This is a genomic window from Streptomyces sp. NPDC050508, from assembly GCF_040655155.1.
Classification (GTDB): domain Bacteria; phylum Actinomycetota; class Actinomycetes; order Streptomycetales; family Streptomycetaceae; genus Streptomyces.
Genome location: NZ_JBFAJJ010000002.1, coordinates 839136 through 862741, shown reverse-complemented (window position 1 = coordinate 862741; position 23606 = coordinate 839136). Strand labels below are relative to the sequence as shown.

21 protein-coding genes, 3 tRNA genes and 1 pseudogene are annotated in these 23606 nt (G+C 68.0%); 10 read left to right on the top strand and 15 right to left on the bottom strand.

From position 1 onward, the window contains the following. The first annotated feature begins 43 nt into the window (after positions 1-43). From hrpA to AB0I69_RS09260, 3 genes are all read left to right on the top strand, one after another. A complete protein-coding gene (gene hrpA / locus AB0I69_RS09270) occupies positions 44-4009 on the top strand; it encodes an ATP-dependent RNA helicase HrpA (RefSeq protein WP_363094930.1) in 3966 nt (1321 codons plus the stop codon). Positions 4010-4104: 95 nt separating this feature from the next. Beyond that, positions 4105-4179: transfer RNA gene (locus AB0I69_RS09265), tRNA-Asp, on the top strand. A 268-nt stretch (positions 4180-4447) separates the two neighbouring features. Then, positions 4448-4624 (top strand): DUF6274 family protein, encoded by a 177-nt coding sequence (locus AB0I69_RS09260; RefSeq protein ID WP_363094929.1) that lies wholly within the window; start codon positions 4448-4450, stop codon positions 4622-4624. A gap of 400 nt (positions 4625-5024) precedes the next feature. Here AB0I69_RS09260 and bldC read toward each other — a convergent pair whose 3' ends face one another. After that, a complete protein-coding gene (gene bldC, locus AB0I69_RS09255; RefSeq protein WP_003949541.1) occupies positions 5025-5231 on the bottom strand; it encodes a developmental transcriptional regulator BldC in 207 nt (68 codons plus the stop codon). 511 nt (positions 5232-5742) lie between these two features. Next, entirely contained in the window at positions 5743-6588 is an 846-nt protein-coding gene (locus tag AB0I69_RS09250) for a hypothetical protein (protein ID WP_363094928.1), read from the bottom strand. Positions 6589-6810: 222 nt separating this feature from the next. Between AB0I69_RS09250 and AB0I69_RS09245 the strand changes: the two genes are divergently transcribed. Both AB0I69_RS09245 and AB0I69_RS09240 read left to right on the top strand, forming a co-directional pair. Continuing rightward, positions 6811-7905, top strand: coding sequence for a Glu/Leu/Phe/Val dehydrogenase (locus AB0I69_RS09245; protein ID WP_363094927.1), 1095 nt, complete (start codon positions 6811-6813; stop codon positions 7903-7905). Positions 7906-8208: 303 nt separating this feature from the next. Continuing rightward, positions 8209-8466, top strand: coding sequence for a DUF3073 domain-containing protein (locus tag AB0I69_RS09240; protein WP_019061825.1), 258 nt, complete (start codon positions 8209-8211; stop codon positions 8464-8466). Positions 8467-8580: 114 nt separating this feature from the next. Here the strand turns inward: AB0I69_RS09240 and purM are convergent, their stop codons facing one another. The 8 genes and pseudogenes from purM to AB0I69_RS09200 form a co-directional block, all read right to left on the bottom strand. Next, positions 8581-9648, bottom strand: coding sequence for a phosphoribosylformylglycinamidine cyclo-ligase (gene purM, locus AB0I69_RS09235; protein WP_363094926.1), 1068 nt, complete (start codon positions 9646-9648; stop codon positions 8581-8583). 35 nt (positions 9649-9683) lie between these two features. Then, positions 9684-11210 (bottom strand): amidophosphoribosyltransferase, encoded by a 1527-nt coding sequence (gene purF / locus AB0I69_RS09230; RefSeq protein ID WP_363094925.1) that lies wholly within the window; start codon positions 11208-11210, stop codon positions 9684-9686. A 61-nt stretch (positions 11211-11271) separates the two neighbouring features. After that, entirely contained in the window at positions 11272-11724 is a 453-nt protein-coding gene (locus tag AB0I69_RS09225; protein WP_363094924.1) for an META domain-containing protein, read from the bottom strand. 100 nt (positions 11725-11824) lie between these two features. Then, the gene (locus tag AB0I69_RS09220) at positions 11825-12622 is read right to left on the bottom strand and encodes a sterol carrier family protein (protein ID WP_363094923.1); all 798 of its coding nucleotides are present in this window, start codon (positions 12620-12622) and stop codon (positions 11825-11827) included. 41 nt (positions 12623-12663) lie between these two features. Beyond that, positions 12664-13782, bottom strand: a complete 1119-nt coding sequence (locus AB0I69_RS09215; protein ID WP_363094922.1) for a hypothetical protein — start codon at positions 13780-13782, stop codon at positions 12664-12666. A gap of 53 nt (positions 13783-13835) precedes the next feature. Next, a pseudogene (locus tag AB0I69_RS09210) lies at positions 13836-14026 on the bottom strand (DUF397 domain-containing protein). After that, complete coding sequence (locus AB0I69_RS09205; protein ID WP_363094921.1) at positions 14023-14235, bottom strand: DUF397 domain-containing protein; 213 nt, start codon at positions 14233-14235, stop codon at positions 14023-14025. Before AB0I69_RS09205 ends, AB0I69_RS09210 begins: the two are co-directional and overlap by 4 nt. Next, a complete protein-coding gene (locus tag AB0I69_RS09200; RefSeq protein ID WP_363094919.1) occupies positions 14232-15191 on the bottom strand; it encodes a helix-turn-helix transcriptional regulator in 960 nt (319 codons plus the stop codon). The genes AB0I69_RS09205 and AB0I69_RS09200 overlap by 4 nt, the downstream gene beginning before the upstream one ends. Positions 15192-15340: 149 nt before the next feature. On the opposite strand from AB0I69_RS09200, the gene AB0I69_RS09195 reads away from it, so the two are divergent. Further along, positions 15341-15589: a hypothetical protein gene (locus AB0I69_RS09195; protein WP_363094918.1), complete on the top strand. Its 249-nt coding sequence runs from the start codon at positions 15341-15343 to the stop codon at positions 15587-15589. 223 nt (positions 15590-15812) lie between these two features. On the opposite strand, the gene AB0I69_RS09190 is transcribed toward AB0I69_RS09195, so the two are convergent. Then, positions 15813-16397 carry a class I SAM-dependent methyltransferase gene (locus tag AB0I69_RS09190; RefSeq protein ID WP_363094917.1) on the bottom strand — a complete coding sequence of 195 codons (585 nt, stop codon included), beginning with the start codon at positions 16395-16397 and terminating at the stop codon, positions 15813-15815. A 170-nt stretch (positions 16398-16567) separates the two neighbouring features. Between AB0I69_RS09190 and AB0I69_RS09185 the strand changes: the two genes are divergently transcribed. Then, positions 16568-17701, top strand: a complete 1134-nt coding sequence (locus AB0I69_RS09185; RefSeq protein ID WP_363094916.1) for an NAD(P)/FAD-dependent oxidoreductase — start codon at positions 16568-16570, stop codon at positions 17699-17701. 9 nt (positions 17702-17710) lie between these two features. Here the strand turns inward: AB0I69_RS09185 and AB0I69_RS09180 are convergent, their stop codons facing one another. The 4 genes from AB0I69_RS09180 to purS form a co-directional block, all read right to left on the bottom strand. Beyond that, positions 17711-18931: a hypothetical protein gene (locus tag AB0I69_RS09180; RefSeq protein WP_363094914.1), complete on the bottom strand. Its 1221-nt coding sequence runs from the start codon at positions 18929-18931 to the stop codon at positions 17711-17713. Positions 18932-19237: 306 nt separating this feature from the next. Beyond that, positions 19238-21496 (bottom strand): phosphoribosylformylglycinamidine synthase subunit PurL, encoded by a 2259-nt coding sequence (purL, locus tag AB0I69_RS09175; RefSeq protein ID WP_363094913.1) that lies wholly within the window; start codon positions 21494-21496, stop codon positions 19238-19240. Continuing rightward, entirely contained in the window at positions 21493-22173 is a 681-nt protein-coding gene (purQ, locus tag AB0I69_RS09170; RefSeq protein ID WP_363094912.1) for a phosphoribosylformylglycinamidine synthase subunit PurQ, read from the bottom strand. Before purQ ends, purL begins: the two co-directional genes overlap by 4 nt. Beyond that, entirely contained in the window at positions 22170-22433 is a 264-nt protein-coding gene (purS, locus tag AB0I69_RS09165; protein ID WP_015659417.1) for a phosphoribosylformylglycinamidine synthase subunit PurS, read from the bottom strand. Before purS ends, purQ begins: the two co-directional genes overlap by 4 nt. A gap of 382 nt (positions 22434-22815) precedes the next feature. Between purS and AB0I69_RS09160 the strand changes: the two genes are divergently transcribed. The 3 genes from AB0I69_RS09160 to AB0I69_RS09150 all read left to right on the top strand — a co-directional run bounded on the left by AB0I69_RS09160 (position 22816) and on the right by AB0I69_RS09150 (position 23486). Beyond that, positions 22816-23133 carry an Lsr2 family protein gene (locus AB0I69_RS09160; protein ID WP_363094911.1) on the top strand — a complete coding sequence of 106 codons (318 nt, stop codon included), beginning with the start codon at positions 22816-22818 and terminating at the stop codon, positions 23131-23133. 125 nt (positions 23134-23258) lie between these two features. Then, positions 23259-23330: transfer RNA gene (locus tag AB0I69_RS09155), tRNA-Gly, on the top strand. 80 nt (positions 23331-23410) lie between these two features. Beyond that, positions 23411-23486: transfer RNA gene (locus AB0I69_RS09150), tRNA-Gly, on the top strand. The last annotated feature ends 120 nt before the right edge of the window (positions 23487-23606 follow it).

Below are 23606 nucleotides of genomic sequence, written 5' to 3'. Positions count from 1 at the left end.
TCGTTCGCCAGGAATTTCGGCGAGGTGAGATCCTGGACGGCGTATGTCTACGCACCCCGCCTCCGCGCCCGGCCCTTCCGCCCCCGCCCTCGGCGATCTCGCCCCCCGCCTGACCGAGCTGACCCTGCGCGACGCGCACCGGCTCGGGCGCAGGCTCGAAGGCGCGCGCAGGATCCGCAAGCCGGAGGCCCGCGCCGCCGTCCTCGCCGAGATCGAGGCCGAGGTGGCCCGTGGCGAGGAGCGGATGGCCGAGCGCCGCACCCGCGTCCCGGCGGTCTCGTATCCGGAGCAGCTGCCGGTCAGCCAGAAGAAGGCCGACATCGCGGCCGCGATCCGCGATCACCAGGTCGTGATCGTCGCCGGTGAGACCGGGTCCGGGAAGACCACCCAGATCCCGAAGATCTGTCTCGAACTCGGCCGCGGTGTCCGCGGCATGATCGGGCACACTCAGCCCCGCCGGATCGCCGCGCGCACCGTCGCCGAGCGCATCGCGGAGGAGATGGACACCCCGCTCGGCGAGGCCGTCGGCTGGAAGGTCCGTTTCACGGACCAGGTGAACCAGGAGTCGACGTTCATCAAGCTGATGACGGACGGCATCCTGCTCGCCGAGATCCAGACCGACCGCGAGCTGCGCGCCTACGACACGATCATCATCGACGAGGCCCACGAGCGGTCCCTCAACATCGACTTCCTGCTCGGTTATCTCGCCCAACTGCTGCCCAAGCGCCCGGACTTGAAGGTCGTCATCACCTCGGCGACCATCGACCCGGAGCGCTTCTCCCGGCACTTCGGCGACGCCCCGATCATCGAGGTCAGCGGCCGGACGTATCCGGTGGAGGTGCGTTACCGCCCGCTCCTGGAGGACGAGTCCGAGGACTCCGACCGCGACCAGATCACCGCGATCTGCGACGCCGTGGAAGAGCTTCAGGGCGAGGGCAAGGGCGACATCCTCGTCTTCCTCTCCGGGGAGCGGGAGATCCGCGACACCGCCGACGCGCTGACGAAGAAGAACTATCGCTTCACCGAGGTCCTCCCCCTCTACGCCCGCCTCTCGCACGCCGAGCAGCATCGCGTGTTCCAGCAGCACACGGGGCGAAGGATCGTTCTGGCGACGAACGTCGCCGAGACCTCCCTCACGGTCCCGGGCATCAAGTACGTCATCGACCCCGGCTTCGCCCGTATCAGCCGCTACAGCCACCGTACGAAGGTGCAGCGGCTGCCCATCGAGGCGGTCAGCCAGGCAAGTGCCAACCAGCGCAAGGGTCGTTGTGGTCGTACGTCGGACGGCATCTGCATCCGCCTGTACTCCGAGGACGACTTCCTCGCCCGCCCGGAGTTCACGGACGCGGAGATCCTGCGGACGAACCTCGCCTCCGTCATCCTGCAGATGACCGCGGCCGGTCTCGGGGAGATCGAGAAGTTCCCGTTCATCGATCCGCCGGACCACCGCAACATCCGCGACGGCGTCCAACTCCTCCAGGAACTGGGCGCGTTGGACCCGAGCGAGAAGGACCCGCGCAACCGCCTCACGCAGACGGGCCGTAAGCTCGCCCAACTCCCCGTGGACCCGCGCCTGGCCCGCATGGTCCTTGAGGCCGACAAGAACGGCTGTGTCCGCGAGGTCATGGTGATCGCCGCCGCGCTCTCCATCCAGGACCCGCGCGAACGCCCCGCCGAGAAGCAGACCCAGGCCGACCAGCAGCACGCCCGCTTCCGGGACGAGACGAGCGACTTCCTCGCGTTCCTGAACATGTGGCGGTACATCCGCGAGCAGCAGAAGGAGCGCGGCTCGTCCGCGTTCCGTCGCATGTGCAAGCAGGAGTACCTGAACTTCCTCCGCATCCGTGAGTGGCAGGACATCTACAGCCAACTCCGCACGGTGGCAAAGCAGATGGGCATCCAGTTCAACGAGGAGGACGCGGCCGAGCAGAGCGTCCACGTCTCGCTGCTCGCGGGCCTGCTGTCCCACATCGGCATGAAGGACGTGAAGGACGGCGCGAAGAACGAGTATCTGGGCGCCCGCAGCGCCAAGTTCGCGATCTTCCCGGGTTCGGCGCTCTTCAAGAAGACCCCGCGTTTCGTCATGTCGGCGGAGCTGGTGGAGACGTCACGCCTCTGGGCGCGCGTCAACGCCAAGATCGAGCCCGAGTGGGTCGAGCCCCTCGCCGGCCACCTCCTGAAGCGGACGTACAGCGAACCGCACTGGGAGAAGGACCAGGCGGCGGTGATGGCCTTCGAGAAGGTCACGCTCTACGGCGTCCCGATCATCGCCCAGCGCAAGGTGAACTACGGCCGGATCGACCCGGAGGCGTCCCGCGAGCTGTTCATCCGCAACGCGCTGGTCGAGGGCGACTGGCGCACGCACCACAAGTTCTTCGCCGACAACCGCAAACTCCTCACCGAGGTCGAGGAGTTGGAGCATCGCGCCAGACGCCGGGACATCCTGGTCGACGACGAGACGCTCTACGACTTCTACGACCAGCGGGTGCCCGAACACGTCGTGTCCGGCGCCCACTTCGACTCCTGGTGGAAGCACAAGCGGCATGAGGAGCCCGAACTCCTGGACTTCGAGCGCTCGATGCTCATCAACGAGCGCGCGGGGGACATCAGCAAGGACGACTATCCGGACTCGTGGCATCAGGGGCCGCTGAAGTTCCGGGTGACGTACCAGTTCGAGCCGGGCGCGGACGCGGACGGTGTCACGGTCCACATCCCGCTGCACGTCCTCAACCAGGTCACGGACGAGGGCTTCGACTGGCAGATCCCGGGCCTGCGGGAGGAGGTCGTGACGGAACTGATCCGCTCCCTCCCGAAGCCGATCCGCCGCAACTACGTCCCGGCCCCGAACTTCGCCCAACGCTTCCTGGCCGTGGCAGCCCCCCTTCAGGAACCCCTGCCCACCACCATGGCCCGCGAGTTGAAGCGCATGGTCGGAGTCCCCTTCACGGCCGACGACTTCGACTGGTCGAAGGTCCCGGACCATCTCCTCATCACCTTCCGGATCGTCGACGAGCGGCGCCGCAAGATCGCCGAGGACAAGGACCTGGAGGCGCTGAAGGTCCGCCTGAAGCCGAAGGCGCGCCAGGCCATCTCCCAGGCGGCAGCGGCGACGGCCGAGCGTGAGGGCGGCGAGTCCCTCGAACGCAAGGGCCTGACCGACTGGACGATCGGCACGCTCACGCACGTCTTCGAGACCCGAAGGGCCGGCCAGCCGGTAAAGGCGTACCCAGCACTCGTGGACGACGGCGACACCGTCTCCGTACGGCTCTTCGACACGGAGGCCGAGCAGGCGGAGGCGATGTGGAAGGGCACGCGCCGGCTCATCGTCCGCAACATCCCGGTCAACCCGGCGAAGTTCGCGTCCGAAAAGCTCACGAACCCGCAGAAGCTCGCCCTGTCCGCGAATCCGCACGGTTCCATCCAGGCGCTGTTCGACGACTGCGCGCTGGCCGCGGCGGACAAGCTGATCGGTGACTTCGGCGGCCCGGCGTGGGACGAGGAGTCGTACCGGAAGCTCTACGAGAAGGTGCGCGCCGAGATCGTCGACACGACGGTCCGGGCGGTGGGCCAGGTCCAACAGGTGCTGGCCGCCTGGCAGGCCTGTGAGCGCCGTCTGAAGGCGGCACACAGCCCGGCCCTCCTCCCGAACCTCGCGGACGTACGCGCCCAGCTGGACGCCCTCGTGAAGCCGGGCTTCGTCACGGCGGCGGGGATACGTCGCCTGCCCGACCTGATGCGCTACTTGGTGGCCGCCGACCGCCGCCTCCAGCAGATGCCGACGGGGGTCCAGCGGGACACAACCCGCATGGAGAAGGTCCACGAGATGCAGGACGAGTACGCGTGGCTGCTGGAACAACTCCCGCAGGGCCGCCCGGTGCCCTCCTCCGTCCGGGACATCCGCTGGATGATCGAGGAGCTCCGGGTCAGCTATTTCGCCCACGCGCTCGGCACGGCGTACCCGGTCTCCGACAAGCGGATCGTGAAGGCGATCGACGCCGCCGCGCCGTAACAACGCCTGCACACTGGGTGAGTTCGACCAGGCGGGCCACCCTCCTGTACAGTCTCATCTCGCGGCACAGCGCACCATCAAGCGCCGCGAATCAAGGTCCTGTGGAGCAGCTTGGAGTGCTCGCCACCCTGTCAAGGTGGAGGCCGCGGGTTCAAATCCCGTCAGGACCGCATGTGATCGAGACGGGCCCGCTCTCTTCGGAGATGCGGGCCTTCTTCGTGCCCGCTCCCTCCGGGGAGGGCGCCAGCTTGTTGGCGCAGGCCCGCACACTCAGCCCGTTGGGGGTCCCCCCTCTGGGGGAGCTTGAGGACGAGGCCCCTTCAGGGCCGATGGGGGTCTGGGGGCGCAGCCCCCAGGGACGGCACCCTTGACGCCCGCCCACCCGCCAGGTACCCAGAAACCAGGCCCCGTTCCGCGCAGGGCCACTGGGGGTGGCACATGGCGGCTTCGGTCAGGCACGAGACGCGGGCGCTGCTCCGTGCACATCTGTCGGCCGCCACCTCCTACCGCCACGTGACCCGGCACTGCCCGATCTGCCACCGACTGCTGCGGCTGGCGATGGACGCCCCTCCGTCGCGGGAACCACAGGACGATCCGGAGAGCGGAACCTCCTAGCGCACATACGCCAGAGGCAACAAGCCATCCGGCATGTGACGGGTGTCACCGCATAAGTTTTTGAAACGTCGGAACTTACACCTCACCTACAACTGGTCAATTTAATATGTGCAATTGCACCCCCGCGAGGGATGGTCCACAGGAGATCCGACAGCCCTCCCCAGACTCCGACAAGGTCCCTCACAGGACCCCGCGCTCGGCGCGCACGGACCCACGACCAGGCACAAAAAAGATCGCGCTGGACCCGGCGGAGTCCAGCGCGATCTACGACGCACCCTGTTCAGTTACTTCAAAAGCGTTGGGCGTGGGCCCTGTTGGGGCAGAACCCGCGTCGCTTGGAGCTGTGGTGTCGGGCGCTTGACCGGTTGGGGGACCAGCCGTCTCGCCCTTATTCAGTTGGTCAGGCTTCGCTGCGCTGCTGCGGGATGCCCGCGAGCAGGGCACGGACCTCCGCCTCGCGGTAACGGCGATGTCCGCCGAGCGTGCGAATCGAAGTGAGCTTGCCGGCCTTCGCCCACCGCGTGACCGTCTTGGGGTCCACACGGAACATCGTGGCGACCTCAGCCGGGGTCAGCAGCGGCTCGGCATCAGGGGTGCGAGCGGTCATGAGCGGCCTCCTCGGGAGAACCGAACCTTCTCGGTTCTTTCCTCTAAATTCTGCACCTTGACCCGCGTTGCCCGAAATGGCGTGTGCGGGTCGAGTCGGTTATAGGACGAACGGCTTGTCCTCGGCACTACAACTACACCATCTGTCCAACCGCGTAGGCCAAACCGATGGAATTGCCCTCCCAGGTGTCCATCAGCGACGGAAGCCGATGGACCATGCCATAGCGGACAGTCACACCACTGTGACGATCAGTCACAGGGCGATCAGGAGTCATCCAGACCCCCCAAAGCACGCAAAGCTAAGTTTCCGCCCAAAGCATGACGGATAGAGTCCTCCCCGGACTCCTTGTCCTATTTTGGCATGAGGGTGGGCAAGGGGCGCAAGGGATCTGTACGTGCGTTCCGTCACGCTTGACATCAATCGTCCGGATCAGGACCTACGTCCCGTGTTGACGGACCGTAAGAATCCTATGCGCACCTGTTCGAAAATGTCAGCCGTGCCGGTCGTCGCGTCAGTTCGCCGAGCGCCGGTCCCTGACCGACCGCCAGCGCTCCACGAGCCGCCCGTACGCCTCGCCCGCCGCCGCCCCGTCCCCGGTCCGCAGCGCCTCGATCCCCGCGGCCACGTCCGCCGCCGAGTGGTCGCCCTCCAGCTCGCCGGCCGGCACGACGTGCACGAGCCCGCCGTAGTCCAGCTCGACCAGGGACCGTGGATGGAACTCCTCCAGCCAGCGCCCCACGTCCACCAGACCGTCGATCAGCGGCCCGTCGTCCATCGCGTCCTTCAGCGTCCGCAGCGCCCGCGCCGTGCGCCGCCGCGCCTGCACCATGGGCGTCCGGTAGCGCAGCATCGGCGGATCGTCCCCGGAGGCCTTGTCGTAGCGCCGCTCCTCGTCCCCGACGAGCACGAACCAGTTCAGCGGCACCTGCCAGGTCGCCGTGCGGATCCACGGCCGGGCATCCGGGTTCCGGGCCAGCCAGCGCTCGTAGTCCTGGGTGGCCTGATGCCGTACGAGCGGCGGGAGTACGGCGTCCAGGACCGGCGGCGGAAGTTCCTCCGCGAGGTCTCCCAGGGCCTGCCAGCCGCGCAGCCGGGTGCGCCAGGGGCAGACGCACACCACACCGTCGACCTCCACCACGAAGGCGTCGGCGCTCTCCTGCACCGGCACCGGGATCGGCGGGGTGGGCAGCAAGTCGGCCAGCGCGCGGCGCAGTTCGTCCTGGTACGACGGACGGTCCGGGCGGCGGGCGTAGCGCGCCCAGTGGCCGCGCTCGGGCTCGGGGAAGGCGGCCAGCGGCTCGTAGACGCGCAGATAGGTCGCGTACGGGACGACCACCGAGGACACCTTCTTGGGCACGCCTGCTCCCTCCCCCGCCGACCGTCGGGAAAACCTCCGGAACCCGCTCACAAACGCGCGGGAAAACTATGCAAATCGTCGCACGGCCACCCTCCTTCGGTAGGTGATCCTGAACACTGCACCGATGGCGGTCGGACTCAAGCTCTACGCTCGTGCCACGGCACCCGCCACCCCTACGGGAGCCTGTCTCCAACCGCCGCCACTCACCCAGGAGTCACCACAGTGACCGACGTAGACAACGGCGTCCTGCACACCCTGTTCCACACGGACCAGGGCGGTCATGAGCAAGTCGTGCTCTGTCAGGACCGGGCCAGCGGCCTCAAGGCCGTCATCGCCATCCACAACACCGCCCTGGGCCCCGCCCTGGGCGGTACGCGCTTCTACCCGTACGCCAGCGAGGAGGAGGCCGTCGCCGACGCGCTCAACCTCGCCCGCGGGATGTCGTACAAGAACGCCATGGCCGGACTGGACCACGGCGGCGGCAAGGCCGTGATCATCGGTGACCCGGAGCGCGACAAGACCGAGGAACTGCTGCTCGCCTACGGCCGGTTCGTGGCCTCGCTCGGCGGGCGGTACGTCACCGCGTGCGACGTCGGCACGTATGTCGCCGACATGGACGTCGTGGCGCGCGAGTGCCGCTGGACGACCGGACGTTCCCCGGAGAACGGCGGCGCGGGCGACTCCTCCGTGCTGACCGCCTTCGGCGTCTTCCAGGGCATGCGGGCCAGCGCGCAGCACCTCTGGGGCGACCCGTCGCTGCGCGGCCGTACGGTCGGCATCGCGGGCGTCGGCAAGGTCGGGCACCACCTGGTGGAGCACCTGCGGGACGAGGGCGCCGAGGTCGTGATCACGGACGTGCGCGAGGAGTCCGTACGGCGGATCCTCGACAAGCACCCGACGGGCGTCACGGCCGTCGCGGACACGGAGGCGCTGATCCGGGTCGACGGGCTCGACGTCTACGCCCCCTGCGCGCTCGGCGGTGCCCTGAACGACGAGACCGTGCCGGTGCTGACCGCCAAGGTGGTGTGCGGCGCGGCCAACAACCAGCTGGAGCACCCGGGCGTCGAGAAGGACCTCGCCGACCGCGGGATCCTCTACGCGCCGGACTACGTGGTGAACGCCGGCGGGGTGATCCAGGTCGCCGACGAGCTGCACGGGTTCGACTTCGAGCGGTGCAAGGCGAAGGCCGCGAAGATCTTCGATACGACGCTGGCCATATTCGCACGTGCGAAGGAAGACGGTATTCCGCCGGCCGCCGCGGCCGACCGGATCGCCGAGCAGCGGATGCACGAGGCCGCCGCAGCGCGCGGACGCTGAGGTTCCGCTCGGCCGCTCGGCATGCGTCTCCGGTACCCGTCGGCGACGACTTAGAGAGAACTCTCACGTTCGTCGGCGGGTCGCCTGCCAAGAAGTGGTTAAAATCGCGGTTGACCAGCGAGGACAGGGCACCCCGCGGGTCCTGGAGCCCGGCACGTGCTGCGGGCGACGTACCGTATGGGCGCGGGCTCAGGTACCGTGGAAGCCCTACGGACCGGTCTCTCCACGGAGAGTCCGTTCCAGATCATGAACGCGTGTCAAGACTCTGAGGCCACCGAGCCTCGTATCCGAGGGGGTCGAGCCATGGGGCGCGGCCGGGCAAAGGCCAAGCAGACGAAGGTCGCCCGCCAGCTGAAGTACAGCAGCGGCGGGACTGACCTCTCGCGTCTGGCCAATGAGCTGGGCGCTTCGACTTCGAGCCAGCCGCCGAATGGCGAGCCGTTCGAGGACGACGACGAGGAAGAAGACGACCCGTACGCTCAGTACGCGGATCTCTATAACGACGACGACGAGGACGAGGACGACGAGTCCGGTCCTCAGTCGCAACGTCGCGGCGCTTGACGCAACAGCGTCCCTCGCAGTTTCCGCATATCCGGAACAACTGCACCTCACCCGGTCCGGGGCAACACCGCCGGACCGGGTTTTGTGCTGCCGTTCCTCAGGCAGCCGCTTGGATCAGGCTGAGTAGTCCCCGACCATCTCCGCGCCCGTCGCGTACTCGCCCCGCTCCGTGATCTCGCCCGCGACCCACGCCTCGACCCCGCGGTCGGCCAGGGTCTCCAGGGCCACGTCCGCCGATTCCTCCGGCACGATCGCGATCATGCCGACGCCCATGTTCAGGGTCTTCTCCAGCTCCAGGCGCTCGACCTGGCCCGTCCTGCCGACGAGGTCGAAGATCGGGGCCGGGGTCCAGGTGGAGCGGTCCACGATCGCGTGCAGGCCGTCCGGGATGACCCGTGCGAGGTTGGCGGCGAGTCCGCCACCCGTGACGTGCGAGAAGGCGTGCACGTCGGTCGTGCGGGTCAGCGCCAGGCAGTCCAGCGAGTAGATCTTGGTGGGCACCAGGAGTTCCTCGCCGAGCGTGCGGCCGAGCTCCTCGATGCGCGCCTCCAGGCTGAGACCGGCCTGGTTCAGGAGCACATGCCGGACGAGCGAGTACCCGTTCGAGTGAAGTCCGGAGGCGGCCATGGCGATGACCGCGTCACCCGTCCGGATGCGATCCGCGCCGAGCAGCCGGTCGGCCTCCACGACGCCCGTACCGGCGCCGGCGACGTCGAAGTCGTCCGGGCCCAGCAGACCGGGGTGTTCGGCGGTCTCGCCGCCGACCAGGGCGCAGCCGGCCAGCACACAGCCTTCCGCGATGCCCTTCACGATCGCCGCGACACGCTCGGGGTGCACCTTGCCGACACAGATGTAGTCGGTCATGAAGAGCGGCTCGGCACCGCACACCACGATGTCGTCCATGACCATCGCGACCAGGTCGTGGCCGATCGTGTCGTAGACGCCGAGTTGGCGCGCGATGTCGACCTTCGTGCCGACGCCGTCCGTGGCGGAGGCGAGCAGGGGGCGCTCGAACCGCTTGAGGGCGGAGGCGTCGAAGAGCCCGGCGAAGCCGCCGAGGCCACCGAGGACCTCGGGGCGCTGGGTCTTCTTCACCCACTCCTTCATGAGTTCTACGGCGCGGTCGCCCGCGTCGATGTCGACGCCGGCGGACGCATAGCTGGCACCAGTGGTCTCAGACATTGCCTGGGATCTTTCGGGTTGGTGAAACGGGGCTTCTACGGGCGACGGATCGCGTCGGCCGCGGCCGTGGCGGCCGGACCGGCCGCCAGCTCGGTCTCCAGGAGCTGCTTGCCGAGCAGCTCGGGGTCCGGGAGGTCCATCGGGTACTCGCCGTCGAAGCAGGCGCGGCAGAGGTTCGGCTTGGCGATGGTGGTCGCCTCGATCATGCCGTCGAGGGAGATGTACGACAGGGAGTCGGCGCCGAGCGAGGTGCCGATCTCGTCGATGGTCATGCCGTTGGCGATGAGTTCCGCGCGGGTGGCGAAGTCGATGCCGAAGAAGCAGGGCCACTTCACGGGCGGCGAGGAGATCCGGATGTGGACCTCGGCGGCCCCGGCCTCGCGGAGCATGCGCACCAGCGCCCGCTGGGTGTTGCCGCGCACGATCGAGTCGTCGACGACGACCAGGCGCTTGCCCTTGATGACTTCCTTCAGCGGATTCAGCTTCAGCCGGATGCCGAGCTGCCGGATGGTCTGCGAAGGCTGGATGAACGTACGGCCGACATAGGCGTTCTTCACCAGACCGGCACCGAACGGGATGCCCGAGGCCTCCGCGTAGCCGATGGCGGCCGGGGTGCCGGACTCCGGAGTCGCTATGACCAGATCGGCGTCGACCGGAGCTTCTTTGGCGAGCTTTCGGCCCATCTCCACGCGGGAGAGGTACACGTTCCGCCCGGCGATGTCGGTGTCGGGGCGGGCGAGATAGACGTACTCGAAGACACAGCCCTTGGGCTTCGCTTCCGCGAATCGGGAGGTGCGCAGGCCGTTCTCGTCGATGGCGACGAACTCGCCCGGCTCGATCTCGCGGACGTACGCCGCACCGCAGATGTCGAGGGCGGCGGACTCGGAGGCGATGACCCAGCCGCGCTCCAGGCGGCCGAGGACCATCGGGCGGATGCCCTGCGGGTCGCGGGCCGCGTAGAGGGTGTGCTCGTCCATGAAGACGAGCGAGAAGGCGCCCTGGACCTGCGGGAGGACCGCGTGGGCGGCCTCCTCGATGGTCAGCGGCTTGCCGTCGGTGTCGACCTGGGCCGCGAGGAGCGCGGTGAGCAGGTCGGTGTCGTTGGTGGCCGCGACGCGCGGCGTACGGCCTTCCTGCTTGGGGAGGTCGGCGACCATCTCCGCGAGCTGCGCGGTGTTGACCAGGTTGCCGTTGTGGCCGAGCGCGATCGAACCGTGCGCGGTGGCGCGGAACGTCGGCTGGGCGTTCTCCCAGGTCGAGGCACCCGTGGTCGAGTAGCGGGCGTGACCGACCGCGATATGACCCTGGAGTGAACCGAGCGAGGTCTCGTCGAAGACCTGGGAGACCAGGCCCATGTCCTTGAAGACGAGGATCTGCGAGCCGTTGCTGACCGCGATTCCCGCGGATTCCTGGCCTCGATGCTGGAGGGCGTAGAGCCCGAAGTAAGTGAGCTTGGCGACCTCTTCACCGGGAGCCCAGACTCCGAAGACGCCGCAAGCGTCCTGGGGTCCTTTCTCGCCGGGGAGCAGATCATGACTGAGTCGACCGTCACCACGTGGCACGGCACCGAGTGTAGGCGAGATCGACCACTGGTCCGAATTGGGGTTACTGGTCAGTAGTGGATCACTCGTCGGCGACGGCGCGCACGATCGTGCCGTTTCCGCTGGTCAGCGTGATGGTGTCGTGATCGACTCGGTAACTGACCTGCCCTCCGAAGAGGCCCAGCAGGGCGCGTTCGGTGCCCATGAGTGAGGCGTCGCACATCATTCGGGTGGTGGACGGGCGTCCGAGCGTGATCTGTCCGGTGCGTACGGTGGCGGTCGCGCCGACGGAGTTGCAGCCGAGCAGGCCGCCGACCTTGCCGGTCTTGGCGTCGAAGGTGAGCCACGGCTTGCCGTGCACCTGCTGGGCGGCGCCGTCCACGGTGATGCCCTGCACCCGCCAGTCGACACCGGTGACGGGCCGCTGCGCTGCTACCGAGCCGGAGCTGCTGCCGCTGTTCGCCTTCTCGCTGCCGCACGCCACCACGAGCGGGACGATGGTCAGGACGGCGAGGGTGAATCGCTGTTTGTCCATGGGGATGGGACGGGAGGGGTGGAGGACAGGTTCCCTTCGGGACTCCCCAGGCCTTCCCTTCAGGACTCCCCGGCCTTCCCTTCAGGATTCCCGGGTCGCTTCACCCCATGATCGGCAGCAGCCCGCTCAGATCCGCCCGCTCCCCGCTCGCACTGACCTTCGCCTCCTCTACGGCGTCCTTCCACCGCGTCCGCCCGGTCGCGAGCCGGAGCCAGGTCAGGGGGTCGGTCTCGACGACGTTGGGCGGGGTGCCTCGGGTGTGCCGGGGTCCTTCGACGCACTGCACGACGGCGTACGGCGGGATGCGGACCTCGGTCGAGCCGCCGGGGGCCTTCACGGCGAGGGCGTCGGCCAGCAGCCGGGTGCAGGCGGCGAGGGCCTGACGGTCGTAGGGGATGTCGAGTCCCGGCACGGCGGCGTTCAAGTCGTCGGTGTGGACGACGAGTTCGACGGTACGGGTGACGAGGTAGTCGGAGAACAGCATCGGGCCGGTGCCGGTGGCGAGGAGACGGGTGCCGGGGTGTTCGGCCAGGTCCGCGGTGAAGCGGCGGTCGATGTCGGCGAGGTAGGTGTCCGGATCGGGGTTCTCCTGGGCGAGCCGGCGGCTCATGTCGTCGATCCCGGCCGCGTTGGCGGCGGTCGCGAACGGCCAGTCGAGGGCGGTGACCTCCTGGGTCGGCGGTGCCGGCCGGTCGATGAAGCGGCTGACGGCACCGATCGCCATCCCGGTGTGCGCGACGAGGTCCCGGACGGTCCAGTCGCCCAGGCGCGTGGGCAGGGCGAGTTGCTCAGGCGTGAGTGTCGCCACCGCCTCTCGTACGTTCCCGAACTGGGCGAGGACCGCGGTGCGGGTCTTGGCCGGGTCGTAGGTGCGGGTGCGCTTCTTGGCCGGAGGCATGGCGGTGAGCCTAATCCTGGCGATGCCGCCCCGACGTGCCGTCAGCCGGAAGTCGTCACATCGGCCGGTGTCCGAAACGGCCCACTCGCGCCTCGGTTCCCGAAAGCCGGATACCCCGGCAGCGGGGCCACCTCCCAGCCTCCGGCGACCTCACGCAACAACAACCGCATGGTCTCCGCGAGTGCCGGGAACTCCGCCAGCGTGCTCGCCGTCTCCCAGCGGTGCCGCAGTACTTGGCGCCTCGTCGGGGCCGGTCGAGTCCGGTGCAGCGGCTCGTCCTCCGCGGTGCGGGGCAGCATCCTCACCGTCGCGTCCACCGTCCAGACCGCTATGGCCTGCCGCATGCCGGCCTGCCACACCTCGTCCTCGGCCAGCGCCGGGTACACACCGACGACCTCCGCGCGATACGCCTGCTCTATCTCCGCGGCGATCCCGGCCGGCAGGGTGAAGACGCACCAGCAGGTGGAGAACGGCATCCGGCAGTACGCGGCCGTCAGGAACACCGACTGGTAGCCGGCCGCTTCGAAGTCGATCAGCCGCAGCCCCTGTGAGGTGAGCAGGTTGTTGTCGGGACAGGTGTCACCCGGGGTGAAGGCCGGATACTCCTCCCCACCTGCCGTCCCGATCCGGGCCAACTCCTCGGCAAGGCCCGGCGGAACCGCGATTCCGGCGCCGTCAAGCAGCGCGAGCAGGTCGGTGGCCCTCCGCGCGATCCAGGGCTCGTCCCCCCAGGACGGCATGCCCTTGTCGTACCGGGACCACAGCCGCGCGAGATCGGCACGCCGGTGCACCGACGCGGCGGCCAGCCGCCCGAGCCCGCGGGCCCAGGCCAGCAACCCGCTCTCCGCGGCCGTCGGATCGCTCCCGAGCAGAACGTCCGCCAGGGTAGGCGCGTTGCCGAGATCCGCCATGACCAGCAGGGGAACCTCGGGGTCCACACCCAGCACCTCAGGACCGGCGATCCCGAGAGACAGCCCAGCGGCCTCAGCCGTGAAGCCGCGCAAGGACTCCGGCTCGTTGCCGAACGCCTTGACGATCACGGTGCCGCCACCGGCCGTCTCGCAACGCAACACGGTGCTACGCGAGCTGCCGCCCAGGTCGACGGGGCTGGACAACTCGACATCCAGCAGTTTGCCGGCGGCACGCAAGATCGACTCCACCCCGGCATTCTGCCATCAGCATCTTGGACGCCGACCGGACGCAGGGCGCCTGATCAGACCGCCCTTATGTGGTCGACGAACGCGGTGAATGCCTTCGGGGGAGGGTGAGGGCGGGGCCGTGGGGGTTCTTGGAGTCGCGGACGGCGACCAGGGTTTGGGTGGGAGCGAGGTTGGCTATCTCGACGCAGTTGCCGCCCGAGTCGTTGCTGTAGGACGACTTGAACCAGGTTGGCTTCAAGGTCAGGCCGACTTCATGTGAGCCACGAAGCTTACGAATGCCTCCGGCGGGAGAGTGAGGGCGGGGCCGTGCGGGAGCTTCGAGTCGCGGACGGCAACTCGGGCGGGCAGGAGGTTGGCTACCTCGACGCAGTGAGCGCCCGTCTGGTCGCTGTACGACGACTTGAACCATGCTGCGCGGTGGGCCAGTTCGAAGGCACTGCGGTGGGTACTCATGACTGCTCCAACTCTCGTGCTGCTCGCTTCAGAAAATCGGCTGTCTGCCTCGGCGCCCCGGCTTCGGCGATCATGGCGTCAAAGCGACGCCGGTAAGCCCAGATCTCCGTGTCCTTGTCCGTGATGTTCACCGAGGTGAAGCCATCGACACTCACCACGGTGGGCAGCGGTGGCTCGAACTCCATGAGGATGAAGTTCTGGTGGCAACGGTAGACGGGCTGGCCCATCGGCAGGATCTGCACGGTGACATTTTCCAGCGAGGCCAGTTCCGCCAGGTGTTCGTACTGGTCCCGCATCACCTCCGGGCCGCCGTACATGCGCCGCAAGACAGCCTCGTCAAGGATCGCGTGGATCTCCACGGGGCGGTCGCTTCGGGTGATGACTTCCGTGCGCCGCATCCTGATCTCAATGTTCCGCTCGACGAACTCGGTGTTGCGCTCGTCAACCGGCTTGGCACTCTCGAACATCGCTCGTGCGTACGCCTCTGTCTGCAACAGACCGAAGACGACGTCCGGCTGATAGACCCGGAGAATCTTGGCGTCGCCCTCAAGGCCCACGCCGATGTTGAAACCCGAGGGCATGAAGAGTCGATATTGCGACCACCAGCCCCGGTTCAGAGAGCCCTTGTGGATGTCCAGCAGGAACTCGATGTCACCCGTGTCAGTCACTCCGTACCGCTTCAGTAGCGACTTGAGGTCCTGCACCCTCGGCAGGCTCGTCAGCCCCCGCTCCACGCGATGCAAGGTCGACTCGGAGACGCTCGTCCCCTTCACCGCCTGGCCCCTCGTGATGCCCCGGCCCAACTCACCTCCCCCGTCCGCCTGTTCTCGAAGGCGTCGCAGCTCCTGACCCAGCTGCATACGACGAATGGTGGGCCCCGTTTTCGCTGCCACCGTGTCCACCTCTTTTCGTACCGTGCCCGCCAACTCGACCCGCATGCCCACCGAATCACGCACGGTGCCCAGCAGATCGCAGCCAGTGCCCGGAGTCTGACATACCGTGCCCTGTGCCCGCAGGCGAATGCCCACCACCCGGCATATACCAGTTAATGCGGGATTCCCTTGTTCGATTGCCGCACAGGACCCCACCTGCGGAAAGTGGTCCCATGACCACTCCACGCAACAACCCCCGCAGCGACACCCCCTTCCTCGTCGGCGACCGAGTCAAAGGCACCAGCTACGTGCCCCCGGGACCCCACCGCCGGGAAGCACCGGAGACCTTCGAGGGCGTCGTCGTGCAGGTCGGTTCCGGGTATGCCGGTGTCGACGCTGAGCACGCCTTTCTGTGGGTGAAGTTGAAGGATCACACCGAGCGGCAAGCACTGGTCGCCGACACCGAGTTGGTCGAGGAGTGAACCTCGTCCTCAGTACCCTCGCCGGCCTGCTAGCCCTGCTCGCCCTCTTCTTACTGGTCAAGCCGGATGCCGAACCGCCACCACAACCGCCGCTGCCACCCCCGGCCGAACAACCCCCCGCCCCCGAACTCCTCACGCCCGTAATCCCGTTCATCACCACCGGCCTCGGCGGCCCCTGGCCCCCCACCACCTACTGCGGCGGACGTTGCCACCCCGCCGCCCCTCAACCGGCGGCCCGTACCGCCATGACCAAACCGCTCGACCACGCCAAGCGCACGGAGCGGAAATCCGAGCGTCCCTCCAGTTCGGCCAACAGGCGATTCACCGCGGACTTGTGGGACGTCGGCCAGTCCGGTTGTGGGAGCAGGTCGTCGATCAGGTAGGTGCCGCCGGGAGCCACGAGGTCCAACGCCCGTTCGAGGTGGGTGAATTTGCCGGGCCATGTGTCCGCGAAGACCAGGTCGAAGGGCTCCCCGTCGTACTCCTCCAGCCATGGACCCGCGTCCGCCGTCACGAAAGTCACCCGCCCATCCGACCCCAACTCCTCGCGGGCGATGGCCTGGACGGTGGCGTCACGTTCGACGGTGATCAGGCGAGCGGTTTCGTCCATGCCGCTCAGGAGCCAGGCGGTGCCTTCGCCTACGCCGGTGCCGAGTTCGAGGATGCGGCCACCTGGACGGGTTGCCGCGAGCACGGACAACAGGCTGCCGGTCCGTTCCTCGCACGACCTGGTGAAGCCTGCCTCCTGGGCCGCAACGCGCAGGGAGGGGAGGGCAGTTGGGGTGATCATCGGGGTGTCGTCATCCATCCACGGATGATGCAAGCGCCGCACCTGCCATGCAACAGCCATGTCGGTCAGCTGTCGGCCGTGTCGGTCTCGCGTCGGTGGATTGTCGGTGCTCGCTGGAACCGTTCCGGAGTAGCCGCCGGGCGACCGTCCGGTGGGCCCGCGACACGCAACGCACGCAAGGAGTCGTCATGACCACACACGTCACGATCATCGGCGCCGGACTCGGCGGACTGACCCTCGCCCGCGTCCTGCACGTGAACGGCATCCCGGCCACGGTCTACGAAGCGGAGGCCTCACCGATGGCCCGCCTCCAGGGCGGGATGCTCGACATCCACGACTACAACGGCCAACTCGCCCTGAAAGCCGCCGACTTGATGGACGAGTTCCGCGCCATCATCCAGGAGGGCCGCCAGGCGACCCGTGTCATCGACTGGAACGGCACCGTCCAGCTCGACGAGCCCGACGACGGCGCCGGTGGCCGACCCGAGGTGCAGCGCGGGGAGTTGCGGCAGATCCTGCTCGACTCGCTCCCGGACGGGACCGTGCGGTGGGGGCACAAGGTCAGCGGCACCCGCACCCTCGACGACGGACGGCACGAAGTCGCCTTCGCCGACGGGAGCGTCGTCGTCACGGACCTGCTCGTCGGCGCCGACGGCGCCTGGTCGCGCGTACGGCCGTTGCTGTCCGACGCCATTCCCGAGTATTTCGGGCGGTCGTTCGTCGAGACCTATCTGTACGACAGTGAGACCCGGCATCCCGTCGCCGCCAGGACGGTCGGCGGCGGTTCGCTGTTCGTGCTCGCCCCGGGCAAGGGAGCGGACGGGAAGTGGATAGGTGCGCACCGGGAGCGCGGCGAGACGCTGCACGCCTACGTGATCCTGGCCAAGCCGGAGGAGTGGTTCGCCGAGATCGACTTCACCGATTCCGCCGCGGCCACCGCACGCATCGCCGCCGAGTTCGACGGATGGGCCCCCGAGATCACCGCCCTGATCACCGACACCGACACCGCTCCCGTCCTGCGGCCCCTCAACTGGCTCCCGATCGGCCACCGTTGGGACCGCGTGCCGGGAGTGACTCTCCTGGGCGACGCCGCCCACCTCGCACCGCCGGACGGCGAGGGCGCCAACCTGGCCATGCAGGATGGTGCCGAACTCGGCCTGGCCATCGCCGCGCACCCCGACGACATCGAGGCCGCGCTCACCTCGTACGAGGAAGCACTGTTCCCCCGTAGCGCCGCAGCGGCGACCGCGGCCGTGGCCACCAACGAAGCGATGGGGCAGATGCTGATCGACGGCCTCGACCGCGACGAGCGGAGCGCATGACGGACCCGGCTAGCTCTTGGACAGTTGGAACGTGGCCGCCGCCGGGAACTTCAGACCGGTGCAGTCGCGGCGGGCGGCGACATCCGTGACGTACGCCTTGAAGAGGGCCTGGAGCCGCTTCTGGACGACCTTGTCGTACGGATAGTCGCTGCTCAGCGTGTGGACGGCCGGCTGTCCGGCGCAGGTGGAGGAGGCCCACCACACGTTTTCCTCGCCGTCGTGGCCCGCGGTGCCGGGGTCCAACGACCTGTGTTCCCTGCCGAAGTGGTCCGTCGCGACCTCGCGTGCCTCGTCGCCGAAGTAGGACTCGGTCCGCAGCCAGAAGGGCGCGAGCCGGATCACGTCGTCGAGGCTGTCGCCGCCGACTTCGTCCTTGCCGAGGTCGGGCCACATCCTGCGCACCTCCTTGCTGCTCACGCCGAGCAGGCAGCTCTCCTCCTGCGCGTGGGCGGCGGCAGGGGTGCCCAGGGCGCGGTCGGGGAGACGCCAGCGGCCCTTCGCCGCGATGTATCCGGCGTACCAGCCGCACGTTCCGCCGGCCGACTTCGCGTTCACCAACTTCGCGCTGGGCGTGGGCAGTTCGGCCGGAAGTGCGGGCAGCGCGGCCTTGCAGCCCAGCTTCTTCGCCGCCCGTACGGCCGCGGTGCGAGCCAGTTCGGCAAGCGTTCCGCGGTCGGCGTCCGTGACCGGGTCGTCCTCGAAGTACCTGGCCACGGTCATGGTGTTGATGGAGGTCGTCCCGCCGGACTTGTCGGTGCACTTGGCCTTCACGACGGCGGCGTTGCCGTAGTACACACCGAGCCGCCCGTCACCGATCGGGTACGCCCCCGTCTGCCCGGCCTCCCGTGTGACGTCGGCGTTCGCCTTCCTGCCCACCATCCCGAACGGGTCGTCCCACCCGCTCACCAACTGCGCGAAGTCGTCGCTCGGGTTCGACCAGACCGAGAGCAGGAAGTGGTTGTACGTGGTGCCCGGCTTCCCGACCCGGTAGATCTCACACCGCGCGGGCATGAAGGCCGGACCGAAGTCGCCGATCGAGTCGTTGGCTTCGCTGCCCGCCCGCGCCCTCGTCGTACCGCCGTTGAGGTCCAGCACCTGGTCGGGGTCGACGAGCCCGGCGCAGGCCTTCGCGATCCGGTCCCGGCTGGCGGACCGGTCGAACTGGTCCCTCGCCTCCAGCCACAGCCCCCAGCCACCCGCCCCGACCCCGAACACCGCTGCCACAGCCACGAGTTGGTTGAAGGCATTGCGCCGACGGCTCCCTCGGTCCGGAGTCAGCCAGCGCGAGCGCGGAAAGGGCACCCGGGCACGCTCGGAGGATGAGAATTCAGGCGTGTTTTCACTGTCGAAACTCACGCGCACCTCCGGCCGTCGCCGCCGAACTCACGTATCCCCACCGGTACTTCCACGTTCCCGCTCCCCCGCTCCACGCCCACGAACCGTCGAAGTTAACACAAGCGAAGGCCCTGCCCGGATCCCGGACAGGGCCTTCACATGCATGCGTTCCTACGACGGACTACGGCGTCCTACGACGACCTACGCCAGCAGCGCCGGGATCGTCCCCTCGTGCGCCTCGCGCAGCTCCTCCAGGGACAGCGCGAACTCGCCCTGCACGTCCACCCCATCGCCGTCGACGACACCGATACGGGTGACGGGCAGACCCCGCGCCCCGCACATGTCGTTGAAGCGCAGTTCCTCCGAGCGCGGGATCGCCACGACCGCACGGCCCGCCGACTCCGAGAACAGGAACGTGAACGCGTCCAGACCGTCCGGGACGATCAGACGCGCGCCCTTCTCGCCCAACAGGGCCGATTCCACTACCGCTTGGATCAGACCGCCGTCGGACAGGTCGTGCGCCGAGTCGATCATGCCGTCCCGCGAGGCGGAGATCAGGATCTCGGCCAGCAGCCGCTCCCGCTCCAGGTCGACCTTCGGGGGCAGGCCGCCGAGGTGGTCGTGGACGACCTGCGACCAGGCCGAACCCCCGAACTCCTCACGCGTGTCGCCGAGAAGGTAGAGCAGCTGCCCTTCCTCCTGGAAGGCGACCGGCGTCCGGCGCGCGACATCGTCGATGACGCCCAACACCGCGACCACCGGGGTCGGGTGAATGGCGACGTCGCCCGTCTGGTTGTAGAGGGAGACGTTGCCGCCCGTGACCGGCGTGCCCAACTGCTGGCAGGCGTCGGCCAGTCCACGGATCGCCTCCGCGAACTGCCACATCACCGCCGGGTCTTCGGGCGAACCGAAGTTCAGGCAGTCGGAGACCGCGAGGGGCTTCGCGCCCGTCGTGGCCACGTTGCGGTAGGCCTCCGAGAGCGCCAACTGCGCGCCCGCGTACGGGTCCAGCTTCGCGTACCGGCCGTTGCCGTCCGTCGCGATGGCGACCCCGAGGCCGGTCTCCTCGTCGATGCGGATCATGCCCGAGTCCTCGGGCTGCGCCAGCACCGTGTTGCCCTGCACGAAGTGGTCGTACTGCGACGTGATCCACTTCTTGGACGCCTGGTTCGGCGACGACACCAGCGCCAGGACCTGCGACTTCAGTTCCTCCGAAGTCCCGGGCCGCGCAAGCTTGTTGGCATCGTCCGCCTGGAGCGCGTCCTGCCAGGACGGGCGGGCGTACGGGCGCTCGTAGACCGGGCCGTCGTGCGCGACCGTGCGCGGGTCGACGTCCACGATCTTGCCGCCGTGCCAGAAGATCTCCAGGCGGTCGCCGTCGGTCACCTCACCGATGACCGTGGCGATGACGTCCCACTTCTCGCAGATCTCCAGGAAGCGGTCGACCTTCGACGGTTCGACGACCGCGCACATCCGTTCCTGCGACTCGCTCATGAGGATTTCCTCGGGCGAGAGGGTCGAGTCGCGGAGCGGGACGTCGTCCAGGGTGACCGTCATGCCGCCGGAGCCGTTGGACGCCAACTCGCTTGTGGCGCAGGAGAGTCCGGCCGCACCGAGGTCCTGGATGCCGACGACCAGCTTCTCGGCGAAGGCCTCAAGCGTGCACTCGATGAGGAGCTTCTCCTGGAAGGGGTCACCCACCTGGACGGCCGGGCGCTTGCTCGGCTTCGCGTCGTCGAAGGTCTCGCTCGCCAGGATCGACGCGCCGCCGATGCCGTCGCCGCCCGTGCGGGCGCCGTAGAGGATGACCTTGTTGCCCGCGCCGGAGGCCTTCGCGAGGTGGATGTCCTCGTGCCGCATGACGCCGATGGCGCCGGCGTTGACCAGCGGGTTTCCCTGGTAGCAGGCGTCGAAGACGACCTCGCCGCCGATGTTGGGCAGGCCGAGGCAGTTGCCGTAGCCGCCGATGCCCGCGACGACGCCCGGGAGGACGCGCTTGGTGTCGGGATGGTCGGCCGCACCGAAGCGCAGGGGGTCTACGACCGCTACCGGGCGGGCACCCATCGCGATGATGTCGCGCACGATGCCGCCGACTCCCGTGGCCGCGCCCTGATACGGCTCCACGTACGACGGGTGATTGTGCGACTCCACCTTGAAGGTGACCGCGTAGCCCTGGCCGACGTCCACCACGCCCGCGTTCTCGCCGATGCCCACGAGCAGCGCATCGGACTGGGGGGCCTTCTCGCCGAACTGGCGGAGGTGGACCTTGGAGGACTTGTAGCTGCAGTGCTCGGACCACATGACGGAGTACATGGCGAGCTCGGCGCCGGTGGGCCGGCGGCCGAGGATCTCCACGACCCGCTCGTACTCGTCCTTCTTCAGGCCGAGTTCGGCCCAGGGCAGCTCGACGTCGGGGGTCTCGGCCGCGTGCTCGACCGTGTCCAGAGGCGTCCGGCTCATGCGTTGACCAGCTTCTTGAGGATCGAGGTGAAGAAGGGGAGGCCGTCGGTGCGACCGGACCCGATGAGCGGCTCGACGGCGTGCTCGGGGTGCGGCATGAGGCCTACGACGTTCCCGGCGGCGTTCGTGATGCCGGCGATGTCGCGCAGCGAACCGTTCGGGTTCACGTCCAGGTAGCGGAAGACCACCCGGCCCTCCGCCTCCAGCTCGTCGAGCGTGTGCTCGTCGGCGACGTACCGGCCGTCCATGTTCTTCAGCGGGATGTGGATCTCCTGGCCGGCGCTGTAGTCGCCCGTCCAGGCGGTGTCCGCGTTCTCCACCCGCAGTTTCTGGTCACGGCAGATGAAGTGGAGGTGGTTGTTTCCGAGCATCGCACCGGGGAGGAGGTGCGCCTCGGTGAGGACCTGGAAACCGTTGCAGATACCGAGGACGGGGAGGCCCGACTTCGCCTGCTCGATGACCGTCTCCATCACCGGCGAGAAGCGGGAGATGGCACCCGCGCGCAGATAGTCGCCGTAGGAAAAACCGCCCGGGAGGACTACCGCGTCGACCTGGTGGAGGTTCTTGTCCTTGTGCCAGAGGGCGACCGGTTCGGCGCCGGCGAGGCGGATCGCGCGCTGGGTGTCGCGGTCGTCGAGGCTGCCCGGGAAAGTGACGACGCCAATACGAGCGGTCACTTCGCGGCCTCCGCGACTTCCTCCACCTTGACGGTGAAGTCCTCGATCACGGTGTTGGCGAGGAAGGATTCCGCAAGATCGTGGATGCGGGCGAGCGCGGCCTCGTCGACCGGTCCGTCAACTTCCAGTTCGAATCGCTTTCCCTGACGTACGTCGGAGATACCTTCGAAACCCAGGCGTGGCAGCGCACGCTGGACCGCCTGGCCCTGGGGGTCGAGGATCTCCGGCTTGAGCATGACGTCGACTACGACGCGTGCCACTGGCACTCCCGGTGTTGTGGTGCTGAGCGTGTTCCTGCGGGTCTTCGACAGGTGTCTTCAGACTACCCGCACAAAATTTCTACGCGAGTAGAGTTGTAGGAATCTACGTGAGGACCATCACGATCCGGTGTCGGGCGGGGGTCTTCACGAAAAGTTCAGGGAAAGATCCCGGATCGATCCCGGTTCCCTATTGCGCGGAGACACGCGGGAAGATTTAGTCGGGCTTCACATTGCATTGCCGGGCACTGTACAAATGAATTGGCAATAGCCGATACTTTGCCCAATAACAGGCGGACAGTCGACATCTCCGCACCTCCGTGGCGTCTCCGTGCGCCCCTGCGGATAGTGCGGTTTCAGGTGTCGCACGAAGGGACCGATATTCGTGGCGCAGAAGGTCGTGGTCACTCTCTTTGACGACATCGACGGCTCGGAAGCGGCGGAAACGATCGCCTTCGGGCTCGACGGCAAGTCGTACGAGATCGACCTGAATCAAGCCAATGCCAAGAAACTGCGTAAGGCGCTCGCGCCCTACGTGGACGCAGGTCGCAAACGGTCGAGGTCCGGCAAGGCCTACCGCCAGACCGAGATTGCCCCCGACCCGGCGGCCGTCCGGGCCTGGGCGCAGGCCAACAAGATGGACGTGCCGGCGCGCGGACGCATCCCCAAGAAGGTCTACGAGGCGTTCGCCGCCGCGCAGTGAGCCGGCAGGCCACGGCCGGTCAGCCGCCCCTCGGCACAACCGACTTGCGCTGCACCCCTCCTGGTCAGCTAGAGTTCGGAGCACGCCGAGGGGCGAGGCCGAAAGGCCCAGCTCACGGAGTACATGCGGGTGTAGTTCAGTAGCAGAACATCCCCCTTCCAGGGGGAAGGCGCAGTGTGCAATTCCTGTCACCCGCTCTGCATCGCCGTCCGAACCACTCTGGTGGATCGGGTAGGCTGGTGCTCGCGCCGATCAGTGAGAGCTGGTCGGAGGCAATGCGGACGTAGCTCAGTTGGTAGAGCGCAACCTTGCCAAGGTTGAGGTCGCCAGTTCGAACCTGGTCGTCCGCTCCAGCGAAAACCCCGGTCCCGGTGGACCGGGGTTTTCTGTATGCCCACTGCCCGTCGTATGTCCGGTGCCCGTCTGACATTTGTCATGCCGAGTGATGACACCGCGCACTGCTGCCGCGCCCC

What these genes read in the sequence shown, in the direction of transcription:
- hrpA (WP_363094930.1), top strand. Translation starts at nt 44, where the DNA reads ATGTCTACGCACCCCGCCTCCGCGCCCGGCCCTTCCGCCCCCGCCCTC.
- AB0I69_RS09260 (WP_363094929.1), top strand. Translation starts at nt 4,448, where the DNA reads ATGGCGGCTTCGGTCAGGCACGAGACGCGGGCGCTGCTCCGTGCACAT.
- bldC (WP_003949541.1), bottom strand. Translation starts at nt 5,231, where the DNA reads ATGACCGCTCGCACCCCTGATGCCGAGCCGCTGCTGACCCCGGCTGAG.
- AB0I69_RS09240 (WP_019061825.1), top strand. Translation starts at nt 8,209, where the DNA reads ATGGGGCGCGGCCGGGCAAAGGCCAAGCAGACGAAGGTCGCCCGCCAG.
- purM (WP_363094926.1), bottom strand. Translation starts at nt 9,648, where the DNA reads ATGTCTGAGACCACTGGTGCCAGCTATGCGTCCGCCGGCGTCGACATC.
- AB0I69_RS09225 (WP_363094924.1), bottom strand. Translation starts at nt 11,724, where the DNA reads ATGGACAAACAGCGATTCACCCTCGCCGTCCTGACCATCGTCCCGCTC.
- AB0I69_RS09220 (WP_363094923.1), bottom strand. Translation starts at nt 12,622, where the DNA reads ATGCCTCCGGCCAAGAAGCGCACCCGCACCTACGACCCGGCCAAGACC.
- AB0I69_RS09205 (WP_363094921.1), bottom strand. Translation starts at nt 14,235, where the DNA reads ATGAGTACCCACCGCAGTGCCTTCGAACTGGCCCACCGCGCAGCATGG.
- AB0I69_RS09195 (WP_363094918.1), top strand. Translation starts at nt 15,341, where the DNA reads ATGACCACTCCACGCAACAACCCCCGCAGCGACACCCCCTTCCTCGTC.
- AB0I69_RS09190 (WP_363094917.1), bottom strand. Translation starts at nt 16,397, where the DNA reads ATGGATGACGACACCCCGATGATCACCCCAACTGCCCTCCCCTCCCTG.
- AB0I69_RS09185 (WP_363094916.1), top strand. Translation starts at nt 16,568, where the DNA reads ATGACCACACACGTCACGATCATCGGCGCCGGACTCGGCGGACTGACC.
- purL (WP_363094913.1), bottom strand. Translation starts at nt 21,496, where the DNA reads ATGAGCCGGACGCCTCTGGACACGGTCGAGCACGCGGCCGAGACCCCC.